The sequence below is a fragment of the Paenibacillus sp. N22P23 genome, from assembly GCF_059383735.1.
In genome coordinates this window covers 272,379-291,551 of record NZ_JBXENT010000003.1, presented here as the reverse complement: position 1 = coordinate 291,551, position 19,173 = coordinate 272,379, and the positions used below count along the sequence as shown (strand labels likewise).

General features: G+C 51.2%; 23 protein-coding genes. 17 read left to right on the top strand and 6 right to left on the bottom strand.

Annotation, left to right across the window (positions count from 1 at the left end; translation table 11 throughout):
• The first annotated feature begins 6 nt into the window (after positions 1–6).
• Positions 7–876 (top strand): aminoglycoside 6-adenylyltransferase, encoded by an 870-nt coding sequence (locus AC506A_RS16700; RefSeq protein ID WP_495462142.1) that lies wholly within the window; start codon positions 7–9, stop codon positions 874–876.
• 29 nt (positions 877–905) lie between these two features.
• Here the strand turns inward: AC506A_RS16700 and AC506A_RS16695 are convergent, their stop codons facing one another.
• A complete protein-coding gene (locus AC506A_RS16695) occupies positions 906–1,754 on the bottom strand; it encodes a DMT family transporter (protein ID WP_495462141.1) in 849 nt (282 codons plus the stop codon).
• Positions 1,755–1,890: 136 nt separating this feature from the next.
• Between AC506A_RS16695 and AC506A_RS16690 the strand changes: the two genes are divergently transcribed.
• The 10 genes from AC506A_RS16690 to AC506A_RS16645 all read left to right on the top strand — a co-directional run bounded on the left by AC506A_RS16690 (position 1,891) and on the right by AC506A_RS16645 (position 10,175).
• The gene (locus AC506A_RS16690; RefSeq protein WP_495462140.1) at positions 1,891–2,370 is read left to right on the top strand and encodes a DinB family protein; all 480 of its coding nucleotides are present in this window, start codon (positions 1,891–1,893) and stop codon (positions 2,368–2,370) included.
• 148 nt (positions 2,371–2,518) lie between these two features.
• Positions 2,519–3,619: an ABC transporter ATP-binding protein gene (locus AC506A_RS16685; RefSeq protein ID WP_495462139.1), complete on the top strand. Its 1,101-nt coding sequence runs from the start codon at positions 2,519–2,521 to the stop codon at positions 3,617–3,619.
• On the top strand, positions 3,616–4,461 hold the full coding sequence (locus AC506A_RS16680; RefSeq protein ID WP_495462138.1) for an ABC transporter permease: 846 nt from the start codon (positions 3,616–3,618) through the stop codon (positions 4,459–4,461). Before AC506A_RS16685 ends, AC506A_RS16680 begins: the two co-directional genes overlap by 4 nt.
• Before the next feature lie 8 nt (positions 4,462–4,469).
• Positions 4,470–5,294: an ABC transporter permease gene (locus AC506A_RS16675; RefSeq protein ID WP_495462137.1), complete on the top strand. Its 825-nt coding sequence runs from the start codon at positions 4,470–4,472 to the stop codon at positions 5,292–5,294.
• Complete coding sequence (locus tag AC506A_RS16670; protein WP_495462136.1) at positions 5,291–6,364, top strand: ABC transporter substrate-binding protein; 1,074 nt, start codon at positions 5,291–5,293, stop codon at positions 6,362–6,364. The genes AC506A_RS16675 and AC506A_RS16670 overlap by 4 nt, the downstream gene beginning before the upstream one ends.
• Before the next feature lie 85 nt (positions 6,365–6,449).
• On the top strand, positions 6,450–6,929 hold the full coding sequence (locus AC506A_RS16665) for a hypothetical protein (RefSeq protein WP_495462135.1): 480 nt from the start codon (positions 6,450–6,452) through the stop codon (positions 6,927–6,929).
• Between the two features lie 57 nt (positions 6,930–6,986).
• Positions 6,987–7,523 carry a GNAT family N-acetyltransferase gene (locus AC506A_RS16660; protein ID WP_495462134.1) on the top strand — a complete coding sequence of 179 codons (537 nt, stop codon included), beginning with the start codon at positions 6,987–6,989 and terminating at the stop codon, positions 7,521–7,523.
• Between the two features lie 76 nt (positions 7,524–7,599).
• Entirely contained in the window at positions 7,600–8,577 is a 978-nt protein-coding gene (locus AC506A_RS16655; RefSeq protein ID WP_495462133.1) for an ABC transporter ATP-binding protein, read from the top strand.
• Entirely contained in the window at positions 8,574–9,383 is an 810-nt protein-coding gene (locus AC506A_RS16650) for an ABC transporter permease (protein ID WP_495462132.1), read from the top strand. Before AC506A_RS16655 ends, AC506A_RS16650 begins: the two co-directional genes overlap by 4 nt.
• Before the next feature lie 9 nt (positions 9,384–9,392).
• Entirely contained in the window at positions 9,393–10,175 is a 783-nt protein-coding gene (locus tag AC506A_RS16645) for an ABC transporter permease (protein ID WP_495462131.1), read from the top strand.
• Between the two features lie 144 nt (positions 10,176–10,319).
• Here AC506A_RS16645 and AC506A_RS16640 read toward each other — a convergent pair whose 3' ends face one another.
• The 3 genes from AC506A_RS16640 to AC506A_RS16630 all read right to left on the bottom strand — a co-directional run bounded on the left by AC506A_RS16640 (position 10,320) and on the right by AC506A_RS16630 (position 11,968).
• Positions 10,320–11,054: an MOSC domain-containing protein gene (locus tag AC506A_RS16640; protein WP_495462130.1), complete on the bottom strand. Its 735-nt coding sequence runs from the start codon at positions 11,052–11,054 to the stop codon at positions 10,320–10,322.
• A 139-nt stretch (positions 11,055–11,193) separates the two neighbouring features.
• Positions 11,194–11,550 (bottom strand): YmaF family protein, encoded by a 357-nt coding sequence (locus AC506A_RS16635; RefSeq protein WP_495462129.1) that lies wholly within the window; start codon positions 11,548–11,550, stop codon positions 11,194–11,196.
• A 97-nt stretch (positions 11,551–11,647) separates the two neighbouring features.
• Positions 11,648–11,968 (bottom strand): hypothetical protein, encoded by a 321-nt coding sequence (locus AC506A_RS16630; protein ID WP_495462128.1) that lies wholly within the window; start codon positions 11,966–11,968, stop codon positions 11,648–11,650.
• 99 nt (positions 11,969–12,067) lie between these two features.
• Between AC506A_RS16630 and AC506A_RS16625 the strand changes: the two genes are divergently transcribed.
• The 3 genes from AC506A_RS16625 (at position 12,068) to AC506A_RS16615 (ending at position 14,900) form a co-directional block, all read left to right on the top strand.
• Complete coding sequence (locus tag AC506A_RS16625) at positions 12,068–12,979, top strand: apurinic/apyrimidinic endonuclease family protein (protein ID WP_495462127.1); 912 nt, start codon at positions 12,068–12,070, stop codon at positions 12,977–12,979.
• A 140-nt stretch (positions 12,980–13,119) separates the two neighbouring features.
• Complete coding sequence (locus tag AC506A_RS16620) at positions 13,120–14,619, top strand: alpha-N-arabinofuranosidase (RefSeq protein WP_495462126.1); 1,500 nt, start codon at positions 13,120–13,122, stop codon at positions 14,617–14,619.
• 5 nt (positions 14,620–14,624) lie between these two features.
• Positions 14,625–14,900 carry a hypothetical protein gene (locus AC506A_RS16615; protein WP_495462125.1) on the top strand — a complete coding sequence of 92 codons (276 nt, stop codon included), beginning with the start codon at positions 14,625–14,627 and terminating at the stop codon, positions 14,898–14,900.
• Positions 14,901–14,949: 49 nt separating this feature from the next.
• Here the strand turns inward: AC506A_RS16615 and AC506A_RS16610 are convergent, their stop codons facing one another.
• On the bottom strand, positions 14,950–15,135 hold the full coding sequence (locus AC506A_RS16610) for a DUF1761 domain-containing protein (protein WP_495462124.1): 186 nt from the start codon (positions 15,133–15,135) through the stop codon (positions 14,950–14,952).
• Positions 15,136–15,250: 115 nt separating this feature from the next.
• Between AC506A_RS16610 and AC506A_RS16605 the strand changes: the two genes are divergently transcribed.
• Positions 15,251–16,093 carry a protein phosphatase 2C domain-containing protein gene (locus tag AC506A_RS16605; RefSeq protein ID WP_495462123.1) on the top strand — a complete coding sequence of 281 codons (843 nt, stop codon included), beginning with the start codon at positions 15,251–15,253 and terminating at the stop codon, positions 16,091–16,093.
• Between the two features lie 9 nt (positions 16,094–16,102).
• Here the strand turns inward: AC506A_RS16605 and AC506A_RS16600 are convergent, their stop codons facing one another.
• Entirely contained in the window at positions 16,103–16,975 is an 873-nt protein-coding gene (locus tag AC506A_RS16600) for an SDR family oxidoreductase (protein ID WP_495462122.1), read from the bottom strand.
• A 116-nt stretch (positions 16,976–17,091) separates the two neighbouring features.
• Between AC506A_RS16600 and AC506A_RS16595 the strand changes: the two genes are divergently transcribed.
• Together AC506A_RS16595 and AC506A_RS16590 are read left to right on the top strand one after the other, a co-directional pair.
• Entirely contained in the window at positions 17,092–17,706 is a 615-nt protein-coding gene (locus AC506A_RS16595) for a phosphatase PAP2 family protein (protein ID WP_495462121.1), read from the top strand.
• Between the two features lie 107 nt (positions 17,707–17,813).
• On the top strand, positions 17,814–19,022 hold the full coding sequence (locus AC506A_RS16590) for a stalk domain-containing protein (RefSeq protein WP_495462120.1): 1,209 nt from the start codon (positions 17,814–17,816) through the stop codon (positions 19,020–19,022).
• Positions 19,023–19,173: the final 151 nt, after the last annotated feature.

Here is a 19,173-nt window from a genome sequence, read left to right as displayed (position 1 = left end):
AGTACAATGCGCAATATGGAGGAGATCCTCGGCAAGCTGCTGGAGTGGACGCAGAAGAACAGCATGATTCGAGCCGTTATCATGACGAGCTCGCGCGCGAACCCGAATGCTCCGGTGGACTTACTATCGGACTATGATATCGAGCTTGTGGTGACGGACGTCACTCCGTTTCGCGGCAGTGATGCGTGGATGACGCAGTTCGGCGGCATGATGACGGAGTACCGGGAAAATCATGAGCGCTCGATTACAAGGCTGGTTCTATTCGAGGATGGCGTTCGGATCGATTTTCAAGTATACCTTGTGGAGCAGCTGCAGGAGATTATGAGGATGCCGCTGCTGCCGGAAGAGCTCGATATCGGCTACCGTGTGCTGCTGGATAAAGACGGTCTTACGATGAGCTTGAAGCAGCCGCAGCACACCGGTTTCGTAACCGACAAGCCTACACGTGAAGACTACCACGCGAGAGTGAACGCATTTTGGTGGGATATCACGTACGTGGCGAAGAGTCTATGGCGAGATGAGTTGTTTTACGCCAAGTACATGCTGGACAGTGTCATTAGAATCGAAATGTTCATGCCGCTGATCGAGTGGCACATCGGGGTGAACCATGATTGGACTGTGAATCCGGGGAAGAATGGACGCTGGTTCAAGCGTTACTTGGACGGGCAGACATGGTCCGAGCTGGAACAAACCTATGCAGGCGCAAGCTATGAGGACAATTGGCGGGCGCTCTTCGCGATGACGGATGTGTTCCGTAAGCTGGCAGTCGAGCTCGGCGAAAAGCTTGGCTACGATTACCCTCATGCACGGGACAGCAGGGTCATCACATTTATGCGAAAGATACAACAGCTTGCGCCGGATGCGCAGCAGTTCTAAAACTGCCCTCCGCACAGCGCTACATGAGCTTACCCCCACAAGCCAAGCACAATAACACCGCAAGTGATCAACACGGACGACCAAATCCGCTGCTTGCCCTGCTTCTCGTGGAGGATCAGAATGCCCATCAGCGTACCGAATACGGTGCCGATTTCGCGCATTGGCGCAAGCAGTGAGACTGGTCCAAGCGAAAGGGCATATAAGAAAATCAAATAGCCGCCGGGTGCGATTATTCCACATAGCAGCATGATTTTTCCGTTCTGACCGAGCTCTCGTTTGATGCCCTTAGAGCGGATAACGGCTGGCGTCAAAGCAAGCAAATTACCTACCGTTGTCAGCGTGTTCAGTACGATGGCTGGGACGTAGTCGAGTGCGATTTTGTCCACGATAATGTAGCTGGCAATGCAGAGTCCGACTGCCAGAGCAAGCAGTGGTGCACGCAGTGAGGTACCGCCGCCTGCTTTAAATTTGATGTTGCTGAGCGCCGCAATTCCGATGATGATGCAGACTACGCCTGAGTAACCAACCAAGGTCAAATGCTCACCGAGTAAGGTGACGCCGACCAGTGGAACCAGTAACGGACTTGTGCCTCGCATGATGGGATACACCTGCGATAAATCACCGATGGAGTAAGCTGCTGCCAGCAGGATTGTATAGAGACCGTGAAGAGCAGCGGCTGCGGCAATGATCCACCATCCGCTGCTGCTTAACTGTGAGCCATCCCAAAGTGCTATCGCCCAAGGCAGCATAAGTACAATGCCAACGAGCTGACATAACCAGAGGAACACGTTTTTGTCGAGGCTGCGTTTCGTATACAAATTCCAAACGGAGTGCAGAAATCCGGAGCCCAGTACGAGCAGGAAGGCTGTGCTTAGCATGGCGAAACCGTCCTTTGCCTTGGGGGATAGTTGTAGGCCGAATAATTCGCCTTCAAGCTTCCATTTCCCTGCCCACCTCTGAGATGGAACATGATATAGTGGAACACATAGTCTATCGATGGGAGTGAAAGTGACCATGGAACAATTTCTATTCACGCAGCTCAAATTCGTAAGAAATCAGACGTTGAAGCTATTGGATGGTGTCACGGAAGAGCTGGCAGATCGGATACCGGATGGATTCCGCAATTCGATTCGTTGGCAGCTGGGGCATATTTACGTTGTGCAGGAACGGTTTGCTTTTCAATACCTCGAGCTTCCTCTTAACCGGCCTGAGAACTTCAAGGAATGGTTCGAATTCGGAACTTCACCGCTTCAGTGGCGGGAAGAGGCGACGCTGCCCACGCTTGATGAATTGAAGCAGCTTCTCGGCAGTCAGGTGGAACGCATTCAAGAAACGATCGGGCATCGCTTGGATGAGCAGGTTCCGCAGCCGTATACGACTTCCATGGGGATTACACTGTCCTCGCCGCAAGAGTTTCTCAGCTTGAATCTCTATCATGAAGGCATGCATATGAGCATGATCAAAGCATATAAAACGCTGCTAAACCGTAGTTAAGAATGCGTCTAGAATGGCCGGACAGGATGGGATTCCTGGCGGTCATTTTTTGTGCTTCATGTGATGGCGGCAATTGGTTATACTATCCAGTAGAGTGTTTGCAGTTGTCAGTGATAGCTATTTATTTGCATAAGGAGGAAGCGCCACGATGAATGCACAACCTGCAAGCGAAGCCATCATTTCATTCCAAGGCGTAACAAAGCAGTACGAAGGCGATCCCGCCGTGCTGAAGGATGTCAGCTTCGAGATTGAGCGAGGTAAATTTTATACGCTGCTCGGTCCTTCCGGCTGCGGCAAAACGACGATCCTGCGACTAATCGCCGGATTTACGGAGCCTACGAAAGGTAAGATCTATTTTAATGGCCAAGTGATCAACCATATTCCCGCGAACAAACGGCAAGTGAATACCGTATTCCAGGATTACGCGCTGTTCCCGCATCTGAATGTGTTCGAGAACATTGCATTCGGACTGCGCATTAAGAAAATAAAACAGTCGGAAATCAAGGAGAAGGTGCTTGAGGCGCTCCGTTTCGTCAATCTGGTCGGCTACGAGAACCGCGAAATCACGGAGATGTCAGGCGGTCAGCGGCAGCGGGTAGCCATCGCACGGGCCATCGTGAATCGGCCTGAAATCATCTTGCTGGACGAGCCGCTCTCAGCGCTCGATCTTAAGCTTCGCACCGAGATGCAGGTGGAGCTGCGCGAGCTGCAGCGTCGCCTCGGCATCACGTTCATCTTCGTGACGCATGATCAGGAAGAAGCGCTCGCGATGTCGGATGAGATCTTCGTGCTTAGCAAAGGTGTAATCCAGCAAAGCGGCACGCCGATGGACATCTACGATGAGCCGATCAACCGCTTCGTGGCTGATTTTATCGGGGAATCGAACATTGTGGCTGGCAAAATGACTGAGGATTTCCTAGTCGAGTTTGCAGGCAAATCATTTGAGTGCGTCGATCAGGGGCTGCAGCCGAATGAGCCGGTCGATATCGTGATCCGCCCGGAGGATCTGGAGATTACGCGTCCCGAGGACGGCAAGCTGCAAGTGAAGGTAGAAGCGCAGCTGTTCCGCGGCGTTCACTTCGAAATTCAGTGCTTGGATGATGCCGGCAATAAGTGGCTGGTGCACTCCACGCGCAAAGCACAGGTCGGCGAGGCCATCGGGCTGACCTTCGACCCGGAAGCCATTCATGTCATGCGCTTCAATGAGACCGAGGAAGAGTTTGATAAAAGGCTGGAAGCTTACTCATGAGGAACGCAGCGCACGCCTCTGTCAACGCTCCTATCCAAGCGCAGTCTCGTTCTCGCAATATGTATCTCATTCCGTACTTGCTATGGATGGTGCTGTTCGTAGTAGCGCCGATCGTGCTGATCGTTTATGATTCACTATTTGATGTTGAAGGTAACTTCACGTTCAGCAACTATGCTCATTTCTTCACGCCGGTTTATATGAAGATGACGTTCAGCTCGTTCTGGTATGCTTTCTTAATTACGTTCTTCTCCTTGCTGATCGGTTATCCGGCGGCGTATTTATTAACCCGGACCAAGCATAAGCAGCTCTGGCTGCTGCTTATTATTCTGCCTAGCTGGATCAATTTGCTGCTCAAGACTTACGCATTTATCGGCTTGTTCGGCACCTACGGGGCTGTCAATGCGATACTCGAGCTGATCGGCATCGGGAATCAGCAAATTTTGTTTACCGATTTCAGCTTTATTTTCGTATCTGTCTATATCTTCATCCCGTTCATGATTCTGCCTGTATTCAATGCGCTTGAGGAGATGAACCCTTCCCTTGTGGATGCGGCTCGCGATCTTGGCGCATCGCCTTGGACAACCTTCCGCCGAGTAATCTTCCCGCTTACGTTAAGCGGTATGAAATCCGGCTGTCAGGCTGTATTCATTCCAGCGCTGTCGCTCTTTATGATTACACGGCTTATCGCAGGCAATCGTGTCATTACGCTTGGCACGGCGATCGAACAGCATTTTCTCGTAACGCAGGATTGGGGCATGGGTGCCACCATTGCTGTATTTCTCATTATTGCGATGGTGATCATTATGATCTTAACCGGCAATCGCAGCAGAAGCAGGAGGTAGAACAAACGATGAACCGAAAACTAAAGCTGTCGAATGTCTATCTCTGGCTCATCTTTATGATCTTGTATGCGCCAATTATCTACTTGTCCTATTACTCGTTCAACAGCGGGGGGACGATGCACGGGTTTGACGGGTTTACGCTGGATTGGTACAAGGAAGTGTTTGCCGATACGCGGTTGCTAATTATACTGCTCAATACCCTTGTCATCGCACTGCTCAGTGCCGTTATTTCAACGATTCTTGGCGTTCTTGGCGCCATTGCCATCCACCGGCTGCGCAAGCGGCAGAATCAGAATGCGCTGCTGTCGCTCAACAATGTGCTCATTGTCAGTCCGGACGTTATAATCGGAGCGTCCTTCTTAATTCTGTTTACGATACTCGGCATTAAGCTCGGCTTTGCCTCTGTGCTGATCTCCCATATTGCGTTCAGCGTACCGATCGTCGTCATCATGGTGCTGCCGAAGCTGGAGGAAATGAGCTCATCGCTGCTCGATGCGGCACGCGACCTTGGCGCAACCGAATGGGATGTGCTGTCAAAAGTTGTACTGCCGTTTATCAAGTCCGGCATTTTCGCAGGATTCTTCATGGCCTTAACGTACTCGCTAGACGATTTCGCCGTCACGTTCTTTGTCACTGGTAACGGATTCACGACATTATCGGTTGAGATCTATTCTAGAGCACGACAAGGCGTCTCCTTGTCTATCAATGCGCTGTCGACGCTCATCTTCGTTTTCACGATGCTGCTCGTTGTCGGCTACTACTTCATCAACCGCCGCGGACAAGTTTCGGGGCGCGGCGACCACCGCACGGATTGGGGGCTTCCTAACAAATGAAATCGCTCGTTCGGATGCTGCTCGTCGTGCTCGTGCTTGCTTTTGCCTTAATGTATGGCGCATCGGCGCTTAACTCGTCACAGGGCTACTCCGGTGACAACACACTGACGATCTACAACTGGGGAGATTACATTGACCCTGATCTGGTGGCAGCTTTCGAAGAGGAGTCGGGCATTAAAGTCATCTACCAAACCTTCGATTCCAACGAAGCGATGATGACCAAGATCGAACAAGGCGGCACGACCTTCGATATCAGCGTACCCTCCGAATATGCCATCAGCAAAATGCAAGAGGAAGACCTGCTGCTGCCGATCGACAAGTCGAAACTGCCGAATCTGAAGTATATTAACCCGCGGTTCATGAACCTCTCGTTTGATCCGGACAACGCCTATTCGATCCCGTATTTCTGGGGAACAGTTGGGATTGTTTATAACACGGAGCTGATGAAGGGGCTGGAATTCAAGAGCTGGGATGACCTGTGGGACCCTAGCTTGCGCAATCAAATTCTGCTCGTAGACGGAGCGCGTGAAGTCATTGGCTTCGGGCTGAACAGTCTGCATTATTCGCTTAACGATACGAATGAAGAACATCTGCAGGAAGCGAAAGCGAAGCTGGAGGAACTGACGCCGAATGTGAAGGCCATCGTGGGCGACGAAATCAAACTGCTGCTGGCCAATGAGGAAGCGGCGGTTGGCGTTGTGTGGTCGGGCGACGCCTCGGAAATTATCGGCGAGAACGAGAAGCTTACTTATGTGGTACCAGAGGAAGGCTCGAACCTCTGGTTCGATAATATGGTCATTCCGAAGACGGCGCGGAATATCGAAGGTGCGCATCAGTTCATCAACTTCATGCTGGACCCCGAGCACGCCGCGCAGAATGCGGAGTATGTCGGCTATTCAACGCCAAACGAGAAGGCCATGGAGTTCCTGCCTGAGGAGATCTCCTCGGATGAACGGTTCTATCCGAAGCCTGAGCTGACTGCGAAGCTGGAGGTTTACAAGAACTTAGGCAAAAAGATGCTCTCCCACTATAACGAGCTGTTTCTGGAGTTTAAGATGCACCGGAAGTAGCGAAAAATCAGCAAAAGTCCCGCTTCTTCATACGGCTCGTCTACATATTCTATATTGTACGAGCTGTAAGAAGGAGGAGTCACATGTGAGTGTGCAAGTGCTGGATATGAAAGTGAGTGTGCCAAGATACGGACAAGGCCCCGGCGTGCCGATTCCCGTTGGGTTCATCTCGACCACGCCGACTGACAACAAGTACGATGTTGCTCCCGGTTATTTTCAGGCAGATGTCGGTTTATACGCAGACCCGCTGCCCCCGAATAATCGGATCGTATTGAATGCCGTCATTGGCGTAATCGGGACATCCGCTAACGGCCAAATTATAGTGAAGCTGTTTAAATCGTTTGACCCCGTCGAAATCGGCGTGGAAGTCGCCGATACGCGGATCGGTTTTGAAACGAACGCTGAGGCTTATTATACGATTGAGCTTCAATGGGCTGATTACAATGCGACCAATCCGTTTAACGTATACAATCTAACGGCGGAGCTTGAACCGATCGAGAAAGCCGGCGCGTCTGTAATCGGACCTGTCTCGCTGACAGGCGTGGCATACGGGCCGGTGCTTTGAACATGACTATAGTCCGTTCGCTGCTGCGAGCGGGCTTTCTTTTGGAGGAGGTACAGCATGATCTATTTGGAGACCACGAGACTGCGATTGCGAGACTGGAAAGAAGAGGACCTGGAGCCATTCGCTCGGCTGAATGCGGACGAAGAGGTGATGAGGTATTTTCCAAAACCCTTATCAGCTGAGGAAACAAAGGCGTTCTATAACGTCATCGTAGCTGAGCTTACGGCATGCGGATTTGGGTTATACGCAGTGGAAGTCAAAGAAAATAACGCGTTTATCGGATTTATTGGATTTCATCGGGCGACATTTGAGGCGGATTTTACACCTTGCATCGAAATCGGATGGCGGCTGAAGAAGGAAGCATGGGGTAAGGGATATGCGACCGAGGGAGCGAAAGCCTGCTTAGAATATGGATTTAACCAACTTGGCTTTAGTGACGTGTATAGCTTTACAGCCGATAGTAATAAGCCTTCGAGTCATGTCATGCAGAAAATCGGAATGCAGTTTGTTAAAATGTTTCCTCATCCAAAAGTTGAAGCGGATAGTCCATTACATAAGCATGTCCTCTATCACATCGCTCCAAATTATAGTTGACAGATTTATCCACGCAGTGATACTATCTTCTCCCTGTCGCTTTTCAAAAATCTTCAATTTCTGGAGGTATCCGTACGTGATAACCGTAGACGGAATCAGTAAGACGTACCTGGTCGCCAAGAGGCAATCAGGTGTCGGTCATGCGCTCAAATCGTTGTTCCATCGGGAATACACGGCCATTGAAGCGCTGCAAAATATTTCGTTCCACATCCCGCCCGGTGAGATTGTCGGCTACATTGGGCCTAACGGTGCCGGAAAATCGACCACGATCAAGATCATGAGCGGTATTCTCGTGCCCGACCGCGGCTCCTGTGTCATTAAGGGCTTTACCCCGTGGGAGGATCGGGTCAAGTATGTGAAGAACATCGGCGTCGTGTTCGGACAGCGCTCCCAGCTGTGGTGGGATGTCCCAGTCATCGAGTCGTTTGATCTTCTGCGCGACATCTACAACGTCCCGCAAGCGCAGTACAAGGAGACACTTGCACTGCTTACTGAAACGCTTGACCTTGGAAGCATTCTATACACGCCGGTACGACAGCTCAGTTTGGGACAGCGAATGCGCTGCGAAATAGCCGCCTCGCTGCTGCACAGTCCGAGCATCTTGTTCTTGGATGAACCAACCATCGGGCTCGATGCCGTCTCCAAGATTGCGGTGCGCCAATTTATTAAGACAATCAACAAAGAGAAGGGCGTTACCGTCATTCTGACCACGCACGATATGAACGATATCGAAGCACTGGCAAGCCGGATTCTGCTGATCGGAAAAGGTACGCTGCTCTACGATGGGAATGTGCAAGGGCTTCGCAGTCGATTCGGAACGAAACGAACGATAACCGCCGATTATCATGAGAACAGCCGTCCCATTGCAATTCCCGGCGTATCGCTCCTTTCTTGGACACCAGAGCGGGCCATCCTCAGCGTAGATACCGAACAGGTGATGATCTCGGAAGCGATCGCGCAGCTGTCTGCACAGGTTGAGCTGCTGGATGTTGCGATCGAGATGCAGCCGATTGAAGACATCATTGTGCAGATGTACAAGGAGTATCAGCTATGATGAAGGCGTATCTGTCCGTATTCAAGCTGCGAATCAGCACCGGACTGCAGTATCGTGCGGCAGCGCTGGCCGGAATCGGCACGCAATTTTTCTTCGGTTTTATGTTTATTATGATTTTCATAGCGTTCTACGCGCACTCCACTGGGCAAACTCCTCCTATGACACTGTCCCAAGTGATCACCTACACCTGGCTGAAGCAAGCATTTCTCGCGCTGGTCATGTTATGGCTGCGAGATAACGAACTGTTCTCGCTCATTAAGAGCGGCAACATCGCTTATGAGATGTGCAGGCCAAGCAGTATCTATAACTTCTGGTATGCCAAGCTGATCGCACAACGATTGTCGAGCGCGCTGCTAAGGTGTTTTCCGATTCTGATTGTTACGGTTTTCTTGCCTCGGCCTTATCGGCTTGAGCTTCCTCCTGATTGGCTTACATTCCTACTCTTTCTCGCGGTTCTTGTTATTAGTTTGCTGATGGTCGTTGCCATTTCGATGCTCATTTACATCTCCGTGTTTGTCACGATGTCACCGGGCGGTTCTCTGCTCATATTTAGTATTTTTGGCGAATTTCTGGCGGGGATGATTGTACCGGTGCCGCTTATGCCGGGGTGGATGCAAGAGATCGTGTATTTGCTGCCATTCCACTGGACCGCTGACTTTCCGTTCCGAGTATTTACAGGTGACATCGCGAAGCTCGATGCCTTGAAGGGACTGGCGGCGCAATCGGCTTGGCTTATCGCATTGGTCGCATTCGGCAAATTCACCATGGGCCGCTCGCTTCGGCGCGTAGTTGTACAGGGAGGATGATGAGGCGTTATGAGCTTGTATTTGAAGTATATGAAAATCATTCTTAAATCGGAGATGCAGTACCGAGTTTCCTTCCTGCTGCTGACGCTGGGGCAATGTTTAACCCCGTTTACGACGTTTGCCGGAGTGTACTTTATGTTTGAACGGTTCGGCCAGCTGAAAGGCTGGAGTCTCTACGAGGTCGTGCTTTGTTTTGCCGTGACGCAAATGGCCTTCTCGTTTACGGAATGTTTTGGCCGAGGGTTCGATATGTTCTCAAGCATGGTTGTGAGCGGGGATTTCGACCGATTGCTGGTTCGTCCCCGGGGAACGGTGATTCAAGTGTTCGGCTCAAGGTTCGAATTCGCCCGGATCGGACGGCTGCTGCTGAGTGCTGCCGTGCTGGTCTGGTCCGCAGGGAATCTTGACGTCGACTGGACGCTGCTGAAGGTGACCACGTTAGTGTTGATGGTGTTAAGCGGGATTGTGATCTTCACAGGGATCTTCATCCTCGCAGCTTCCATCAGCTTCTGGACGGTGCAGGGGCTCGAAATCGCCAATATCTTCACGGACGGCGGGCGCGAAATGACGCAATATCCGCTTAATATCTATCACAAATGGGTGAAGCGGCTGTTCACCTTCGTCATTCCCTTCGGCTGCGTGAACTACCTGCCGCTGCTTTACATTCTGGGCAGGGAAGGCGGCGAGCATCCGTTCTACGCGATGGTGCCGCTTGCGGGTTTCTTATTCCTCGTGCCCTGCATGCTCGTATGGCGCGTAGGCGTAAGGCATTATCGGTCGACGGGGTCGTAGAGGTAGCTGGCATGTAAGGTAACCGTTACTGCACATTAGCTGAAATGAACGAAAATAAGCCCATGAACGGTAACCGATACCGCTCAAGGGCTTATTTCTTAGAAAGTAGGCGGAAATGAGGTACTGGTTACCGCACATGAGCCGCTACTCCGCCAAATATACCGCATCCCCAACCTGCACCTGCCCGGTTTGTTTCACCGAAGCATAGACACCGAAATTGAGCTTCAACTGCTCATTCACGGTTCGCAGCAGCGAAGCGTCACGCTCAAGCGTTTCGGGGTCGATCGTAATCAACGAGCAGCGATCACAGAATACATCCACCTGCAGCTGCGCACTTCCCACCGACAGCCGCTTACTCAGCCATTCGTACTCATCCGGCGCATCGTCATCCAAGGTTACGAGCATATTTGCCCGGAAACGGAGCGGGTCTAGCGGCTTTCCCCACATCGCTTCGAGCTTGCGAAGCGAGGAATCCGTAATAATGAGAATGCTGGCCGCATCCACAGCAAGCAGATCCAGCGACTGCGGCGTATGCGCGAGCAGGCTCAGCTTTTGCTTCGAGTAGGGTTGAATTTCTTGCAGTAGGGCATCGTCCCATTGCAACGAACGGCCATCAGGCGCCGTAATACGCAATCCTGCAAAATGATCCGCGGCTTCCGTAGCACCCTCCAGTGCAGCTCTATAGTGCAGCATGGCAGGTGCCGTTCTGGCCGTCAAATATCGATCCCAGCCTTCCTTCGTCTCATCGATGAAGGCATGCGAGCGATCCCCGTACAAGCCGTAGTTCTCAATTCGGCTGCTTTGGAGCGCTTCTCCTCCTAAGGATTTAACGGGATAGCGATGGATTGCGGTAATGGTTCCAATACGAGTTTGCGTCACAGAAAGGGCCTCTTTTCAACATAGTTAGTAGGTATGAAATATGTATTCCCAATTGACTCCATTATAGTCTGGCTCAATCAATCTGTCACAAAACAAACAACGCCGGCACGGATGCCGGCGTATAAATTTGACAGTCGGATTATTTGAGCGGCGCATCAATTAAAGTGGCAAAGTTAAACCGATGGACATGGTCATCAGCCAGTGTCGTTTTTCCCATAACAAAATGAACGTGTTTGCCGTTTCCGACGGGAATTGCAGGACCAGTCGTGATCTTCTTTAACTTGTGGAAATGACCGAAGAAATCGGTTCTCGTCAGATCGATCTCATGAACGTGACTGTCTCCGGATCTGATTGCTTGACCGGTTACGCCTGCGAATCGATGGTTGTGGCGATCGTCGCCTTCTTCAGCTAATTTAGTGCTGCCCTCGAATTCATGGTCATGCCGCTGCGCACGTCTGCAGGTCGCTGCTCTCTTGAAGGTGCGTTTCCTCTGCATGTGTTCCGCCTCCCTTGGTAAGGTGACTTCTCCACATGCTATTAATTTAGGCGACAGGAGGTGTTGGGCATCTACAGTTATACAGTCGTCGTAAAGGTTACCCGAATGGTGGGAAGACAGGATAATCAGGAGTGACGTTAAACGTGATATTATTTTCGCTTAAGTCCCACGTTGTCAGTGTACCAGTCATGACGTCAAAGCCTGCAAATATATTAGCGAATGTGAAAAGCTGGCCGGCAGCGAGTTCAACAGTGCGAAGCACATAGGGCTGAAGCTCGGAAGGGCCATCTGACGAATTCAGCGCAAACGACACCTCAAGCTGCAAACTAACAGGATCGGTGCCATAGTTGAATACGCGTACGTCAAAGGTTTGAAAGATCCTATCCTCATTTTCAACAATAAACGGAATGATAGCCATGTTTATCACCTACTTACTTGTTTAATAGAATAGTATATGAGAATAGAAAGCGGAACGTTCGGACATGGGTTCGAATGGCAGGCGGGAGAGGGGAAGAGGATGCGGCACAATTTCATTATCGGGCAATATGGAGGCTTTAACGAGGCGAAATACCGGAGAGATTTTGGAGAGGGGTTCTACGGGATCGAGGCCTGTTTATTTCAAAATGAGTCCGATATCGAAACCCTTTGGCGGCGGGCGAAACAAGATCGTTTCCAGATCGGTGTTCATTTCCCGCTGCGGGCAGGCAGATCACCTGTACGGGACGCGCTGTTCCTTGCAAAGGACGAAGCAGTAAGGCAGCAAGCTTACGCACGGGTTCAACAAGAGCTCGATTACATGAGTACCACGATTCGGCCGAGCTATGTGTTATTCCATTATCCCAAGCCTGTTATTTTAGATGATCGAGTGAATTGGGGACGTTGGCATTTTGACGATCGCAGTGAATATGAATTCGAGAGCACGTACCCCTTCGAGCTGTTTCAAGAGAGGAGCGAAGCTCTGTTCGAGTGGCTGGCGCGTAAGGGGCAGGAGTACGAATTCACACCGATATTGGAGCTGGATGCGCTGAATAGGTACGTGACGGAGAGTGATTGTTTGGAGCGCTTGCTCACGAAGCACAACACCGTCAAGCTTTGTCTGGATACAGCGAGGTTGTACATACAGGAGAGGATAGACCCTTCCTTCGATGCAAGAGCAGTCATTGAGCGTTATGCCAGCTATACGGAGACGGTTCATTTGTCTGCATTACGCATAACGGAGAGCGGTGAACGCGAGCATTCACGGCATCCGGTCCTCCCTCGTTTACATCCAAGCGAGGGCTGGGCACCGATCGAGGATTATATGCGAATCATCGGCAGGCACAATCCGGATGTGAAAATCATGTTCGAGCATCGAGCGGAGAAGGTGAGCGATGAGGAGCTGTCAGCATGCTACAGCTGGGTAGAGGAGCTGCTGGGGCCTTCCACATAGCGGGATAATAAATACATTGAAATGCGGAGCATCTTGTTGTTTAATGGAAATAAGATAAGTTATTATTTTATTTACTGATTAATATTATTATTAATCCAAAACAACCCAAAACTATTCATAACAAGGAGATGTCTATCCGCATGACGACGAACCGCACTATCATTAACACAGATCGCAGCAAGGGCAGCATTAATCGCAATATTTACGGCCACTTCTCCGAGCATTTGGGTCGCTGTATCTATGAAGGGATTTGGGTAGGCGAGGATTCGGAAATTCCCAATACAAAGGGGATTCGCAATGATGTATTGGAAGCGCTTCGCAAATTAAACCTGCCTGTTCTGCGCTGGCCGGGCGGTTGTTTTGCCGATGAATACCATTGGAGAGACGGAATCGGGCCGCGGGAGACGCGTAAACGGATGATCAACACACACTGGGGCGGCGTGGTGGAGAATAACCATTTTGGCACACATGAGTTTCTGCTGCTCTGCGAGCTGCTTGGCTGCGAGCCTTATATCAATGGCAATGTAGGCAGCGGAACGGTCCAAGAGATGCAAGAATGGGTTGAATATATGACCTTCGACGGAGAGTCGCCGATGGCGCATGAACGGACAGCTAATGGACGCGAGAAACCTTGGAAGGTCAGCTATTTCGGTGTCGGCAACGAGAATTGGGGCTGCGGCGGCAATATGCGGCCGGAATATTATGCGGATCTCTACAGGCGCTACCAGACTTACGTGCGTAACTACGGGGATAACAAAATCTTCCGTATCGCATGCGGCGCCAGCGATTTCGATTACAATTGGACGGAAGTGCTGATGCGGGAAGCGGCTCGTTACATGGATGGTCTGACACTTCATTATTATACGATTCCACATAACTGGCAGCAGAAAGGTTCTGCCACCGATTTCGAGACATCGGAGTGGTTCGGAACGCTGCGCAAAGCGCTGGTCATGGACGAGCTCGTTCAGAAGCACAGCACCATTATGGATAAGTACGACCCGCAGAAACGGATCAGTCTCATCGTGGATGAGTGGGGCACATGGTACGATGTGGAGCCGGGCACGAACCCGGGATTCCTCTATCAGCAAAATACGATGCGCGACGCGCTTGTAGCCGCAGCCACGCTTCATATTTTCCAGAATCACTGTGACCGGGTGCGGATGGCGAACATCGCTCAGACCGTCAATGTGCTGCAATCCGTCATCCTGACGGAAGGCGCCCGTATGACGGTTACGCCGACTTACCATGTCTTCGACATGTTCCAAGTACATCACGACGCGGAAGCGCTTGACATCAATCATCAAGCTGCGTCATATAGCCTGGATGGTGCTTCAATTCCGCAGACGAGTGTGTCCGCATCGCGAGATAAGGATGGGATTATCCATGTCAGCCTATGTAATCTGAGTCATGAGGAGTCAGCGGAAATCACAATTGAGCTGAGAGGACTGACCCAGCAAGCCATTGACGGACTTTCGCTCAGCGGCACAGTGCTGCAGAGCGGTGCATTGAACGCTCATAACACGGTGGAGCAGCCGGATCAGGTAACACCATCGGAGCTGACGGCTATCGAGCAGCATGAGGACGGCACGATTCGCGTGACATTGCCGCCTGCTTCAGTAGCGGTGCTTCGTGCAGGCTAATGCGCATGCAGGCTGAAACGCAAAGACAGGAAAGCTGCAAAGGATGCAGCGCATCGGTACATGTGGAAGAAGCGCAGCTGCAGCGGATTCTAAGCAAGCTGGCACTGCATCCCGGCGACTGTGTCTCGGATATGGCGTACGAGGACAGACTCTCGAAGTGTGGCGGGTGCTCCTCGCTTCAATATGGCACAACCTGCGCGCACTGCGGCTGCTTCGTGAAGGTTCGAGCGAAGCTGGCGGCGAAGGGATGTCCGCATCCAAGCGGTACGAGGTGGACCTAACAATCAAAAAGACCCGAGTCGGCTGAGTGAGCCGGTTCGGGTCTTCCCTTTACATCAGGCCAATAATGAGTCCAGACAGCAAGAAAGCTGCAAGGTGATAGCCAGTGGTGATGAGATAAAGCTTCATAGTACGGCCTTCAAACAAGTAGTTCATGCTGATCTTAGCAGCGACGCACAAGCCGAGAATCAGCCCGACCGTCAGTCCGGAAGATACGGTTGGATCTTCGCCGCCCAACGAACTAGCCCCCTAGTTATGGAAATGGATTGTCTTTATCTGGAGTCTAGCATATGCTAAAATCTACTGCCAGCTATTACGAACGAATCCATCTCAAAGGAGAGATCAAACGATCATGGAACTCACTTCAGTATCGGTAAAAGGGGTAAGTCCTTGGAATGAGGATGCCATTATACGCAATGATGCGCTGCAGCTGTTCGGCGTTATTGACGGGGCGACTTCGCTCGTCCCCTATAGCGGGCCTGGCGGGGAAAGCGGCGGCTATTTGGCTGCGCAGCTGGTGGCACGGACTTGTAATGAAGCTGCAGAGGCGAACAAGCTGATAGACTTGCTCTCCAATGCGAATACAGCGTTGCGAGCAGCAATGGTGGAAGCGGGTATATCGCCGGAGCAGAAGGAAGCCGTATGGAATGCATGTGCTGCACTAGTGCGTGTTCAGCCCAAATGGATTGATTTTGCCCAATTAGGCGATTGTATGCTGGCTGTTTATTATACGGACGGTTCCATACGTATCGTTACGAATGATCAATTGGCGCATGTGGATGATCGGACCAAAGCGGTGTGGGCACAAGGCGTCGCAGCCGGACTAACGACTCGTGAAGAACTCTGGGCGTACAGCAAGCCGGTTATTATACAAGGGCGGGAAGTCGCCAATACGATTGAAGGTTATGGTGTCATTAACGGCGATCCAACGTTCAGTGACTACGCGGAATTCGGCCGAATCAGCCGGACGAATGTGAAATCGCTGCTGCTCTTTACCGATGGGCTCTACATACCGAAGCCTCCGGGAGAGCCGGACAAGGACAGCAGCGTAGAGATTGCATCGCTTGTCCGTGAAATGGGCCTGCCCCGTTACATCGAGTGGCTGACAGAGCTCGAAGAGACCGACCCGGATTGTACACGATTCCCTCGCGTGAAGAAATCCGATGATAAAACCGCGCTCTGGATCGAATTGTAGCTGTTTCGATTAGAAGCCGTGCTCTGCGGCATAACGGCCCCAATGCGGCCGACTGCCATCGGCATCTGCGAATCCGTATTCCTCGGACAGGTCCCACGAGGTCAAAGCCTGGCCGCTTCGCTGAAGCACATTCGGATCGGATGCAAGTGCAGCAGCAGCTTGACCGACTAGAGCGGGCGTTTCCGATTGGAGAAAATGGGGGTCCTTCGCAGCAGCGTCCCGCCAATTGCTTTCCTGCACGCCGAAGTGATCCAGCATCGCTTCGGAACGAAGGAAGCCGGGGGTTAAGGCAATCGCTGCAATGTTATGCGGGCGAAGGTCAGCTGCCATCGCTTGCGCAAGATGGATGACGGAAATCTTCGCTAAACTATAGTAGAGATTGCCGCGGTACCGATAATCGTAGCCGTCGGTAATTTCGATAATCAGCCCGCCTGAGCCATGAGCAATCATCAGCGGCGCAGCGTAGTAGCTGGCCATCATATGGGTGTGGACACCGCGCTGCTGAATCAGCAGGCCGTTCTGCAGCGAATGCTCCCAGAATGGCTCATGCCATACGGTAAGCGGATCTCCGCCCCATATGTCATTCACTTGAATGTCCAGGCGGCCATGCTGCTCCTCGGCTACACGAGCATATAGAGCACGTACATCGTCCTCGACCGTATAGTCGCAGCGTACGGGAATACCTTTGCCGCCGGCTGCGGTGACAAGCTCGGCCGTTTCATCAATGGTTTCGCTGCGGCCCATGTCTGACAAGCTTCCTCGGACGCTGCGGCCTGTGGCATAGACGGTTGCACCTGCATGACCGAGTGCGATAGCGATGCCGCGTCCTGCGCCTCGTGTCGCTCCCGCGACGACGGCTATTTTTCCATCAAGTGGTCTCATTATCGTATCTTCTCCTTTAATAGGTCGAATTTATTGCGAGTTTCTATTCAGTCTACCCTGTCTTGACTGACAGAGTCGGTCAGTTTCATTTTGGGAATGTGGAGGTTAATTTCGTTATGTGGTTGATTTTGTTTATTCTCGCAATCGCTGGGTTTCAGGGTCTGTCGATGCTTGTTTCCCGGGACAAGCTGAAGCAGTTCGATGAAGCGATTATTAGCGCGGTCCAGGGGCAGGAGAACGATACGCTGACTTCCATCGCAAAGGTTGTATTCAAAAGCGGTTCAACTTCTATTTTGATACCGCTGGTTCTAGTTATTGCAGTGCTCTTATTCATCTTACTGAAACATCGGAAGGAGCTAGTCCTGCTCCTTGGCGGCATGCTGGGTTCAACCTTGCTGAACGAGCTGCTGAAGTCTATTTATAAGCGCGCCCGTCCGGATATTCACCGCCTTGTAGAGCAGCAAGGATTCAGTTATCCGAGCGGCAACGCGATGGCAGCGTTCACGTTATATTTCCTTGTTACTTACTTGCTGTGGCGTCACATACACCAGAGAAGGTGGCGCATTGCCCTATTAATCTTTAGTGCAGCGATGATAATCAGCATTGGCTTAAGCCGCATTTACGTAGGCGTTCATTATCCGTCTGATATTCTGGCAGGTTTTTGGATCAGCGCATGCTGGGTCGCATTATGCATTCGATTGTTCCGGAGCTGGGTGCGCACGAGCAAGTAGTCATTTATGCGCCACAGTTAACATTTGGAGCGTTGTCAGTCGATAAACTCTCGTATACTATAATTAGGTATGTCATCCAATAAGAGAGAATGAAAGTGAGGTTTCACATGAAACGTTTGTTAAGTGTAGTACTTGCCATTATCGTCGTATTCGCATCTTTGGCGGGAACGGCTTCCGCGGCAAGCGGAGGTACGGACATCAAAGTTAAACTAAATGGCGAGTGGGTCATCTTCCCAACGCCTCCTGTCCTTCAGAATGGTAAAACGTATGTGGAATTCCGTACGCTGTTTACGCAGCTGGGCTATTCCATTGATTACAATGCTTCGACGAAGCTGATTAAAGCGAAATCAGCCGTTCGCAGCATTGAGATGAAACCAAGCGGTACAACCGCATTGGTTGACGGTCAGAAGGTTCCGGTTAACGGCGAGATGAAGCTTCTAAACGGCCGTACGATGGTTGGCGTTCGTTTCATTGCGACGCTTTCGGATAAAACGGTCAACTGGGACGGCGTGAAGAAAATCGTTACGATCGTGGATAAAGGACCTACAGCTCAGCAGCAGGCAGAAGTATTCGGCGTGCTGGACAAGCTGACTGCGGCAGAGGATGCACAGGATGCTGCAGCTTACATGGCGGTTTTCCATTCGGCTTCTCCGGTTCGTGATTTAATTCGTGATTCGGTGCAAGAATTGTTTGCGAAAGCACACACCAAAACGACGTTCACCGAGAAAACAATCGACTCCTATTCATCGGTTGAAGCGGTTGTATACACAGTAGAACAGACGGTAAAAGTAGACGGAGCAGGCTTCTTTGCGAATGTTGAGAATGAAATGCTGTACACGCTTCACAAAGAGAATGGTAACTGGAAGATCTACGATGCAGAGCAGCTCTCCAATCAAGTGCTGGATATCGATGGCTTGTGGAAGCAAGAAATTGCAGCACCTGAAGCAGACAAGACAGCCATTACGGCGTTGATTACTGCCAATGCTGCGGCTGTCAATGCGAAGGACCTGAATGCATACAAGGCGACACTGGTACCCGGAGCGGAAGGCTTCGAGGACGATGTGGCTTCCATGGATGAATTGTTCAAGGACGAAGAAACAAGCTTGAAGATGAAGCTGGAGAAGAACGCCATCGTTGAACTCAGCGGCGACAAGGCGCTTCTTCTGACGCTGCATACGTTTGAAGTGACGATCGGTGGCGAAATGATGCCAATTCAATCGATTAACTTGTACAACCTGCAAAAGGTAGACAATAAGTGGCTGCTCATGCCGGGCAGCAACGAGCTGTATAACGACATGAACGAAACGGAAGAGTAGCATAACGGAATGACCAAGGGCTGTCTCAAAAGTGTGCAAGGCGACTTTTGAGACGGCCTTTTGTGTGTGTTTTAGTAGGCTGGATGAACGGTGTTTTGCGGCTGTGTGAGGGAGGGTGGCGACAAGAGAGGTACCTGATACCGCTCATTGG

Bases quoted from the DNA above. Each gene is read 5' to 3' on its own strand.
- AC506A_RS16660 (WP_495462134.1), top strand. From the start codon at position 6,987: ATGATCTATTTGGAGACCACGAGACTGCGATTGCGAGACTGGAAAGAA.
- AC506A_RS16675 (WP_495462137.1), top strand. From the start codon at position 4,470: ATGAACCGAAAACTAAAGCTGTCGAATGTCTATCTCTGGCTCATCTTT.
- AC506A_RS16615 (WP_495462125.1), top strand. From the start codon at position 14,625: ATGCAGGCTGAAACGCAAAGACAGGAAAGCTGCAAAGGATGCAGCGCA.
- AC506A_RS16645 (WP_495462131.1), top strand. From the start codon at position 9,393: ATGAGCTTGTATTTGAAGTATATGAAAATCATTCTTAAATCGGAGATG.
- AC506A_RS16620 (WP_495462126.1), top strand. From the start codon at position 13,120: ATGACGACGAACCGCACTATCATTAACACAGATCGCAGCAAGGGCAGC.
- AC506A_RS16670 (WP_495462136.1), top strand. From the start codon at position 5,291: ATGAAATCGCTCGTTCGGATGCTGCTCGTCGTGCTCGTGCTTGCTTTT.
- AC506A_RS16625 (WP_495462127.1), top strand. From the start codon at position 12,068: ATGCGGCACAATTTCATTATCGGGCAATATGGAGGCTTTAACGAGGCG.
- AC506A_RS16630 (WP_495462128.1), bottom strand. From the start codon at position 11,968: ATGGCTATCATTCCGTTTATTGTTGAAAATGAGGATAGGATCTTTCAA.
- AC506A_RS16595 (WP_495462121.1), top strand. From the start codon at position 17,092: ATGTGGTTGATTTTGTTTATTCTCGCAATCGCTGGGTTTCAGGGTCTG.
- AC506A_RS16685 (WP_495462139.1), top strand. From the start codon at position 2,519: ATGAATGCACAACCTGCAAGCGAAGCCATCATTTCATTCCAAGGCGTA.
- AC506A_RS16605 (WP_495462123.1), top strand. From the start codon at position 15,251: ATGGAACTCACTTCAGTATCGGTAAAAGGGGTAAGTCCTTGGAATGAG.
- AC506A_RS16700 (WP_495462142.1), top strand. From the start codon at position 7: ATGCGCAATATGGAGGAGATCCTCGGCAAGCTGCTGGAGTGGACGCAG.
- AC506A_RS16635 (WP_495462129.1), bottom strand. From the start codon at position 11,550: ATGCAGAGGAAACGCACCTTCAAGAGAGCAGCGACCTGCAGACGTGCG.
- AC506A_RS16600 (WP_495462122.1), bottom strand. From the start codon at position 16,975: ATGAGACCACTTGATGGAAAAATAGCCGTCGTCGCGGGAGCGACACGA.
- AC506A_RS16650 (WP_495462132.1), top strand. From the start codon at position 8,574: ATGATGAAGGCGTATCTGTCCGTATTCAAGCTGCGAATCAGCACCGGA.
- AC506A_RS16680 (WP_495462138.1), top strand. From the start codon at position 3,616: ATGAGGAACGCAGCGCACGCCTCTGTCAACGCTCCTATCCAAGCGCAG.
- AC506A_RS16690 (WP_495462140.1), top strand. From the start codon at position 1,891: ATGGAACAATTTCTATTCACGCAGCTCAAATTCGTAAGAAATCAGACG.
- AC506A_RS16695 (WP_495462141.1), bottom strand. From the start codon at position 1,754: ATGCTAAGCACAGCCTTCCTGCTCGTACTGGGCTCCGGATTTCTGCAC.
- AC506A_RS16590 (WP_495462120.1), top strand. From the start codon at position 17,814: ATGAAACGTTTGTTAAGTGTAGTACTTGCCATTATCGTCGTATTCGCA.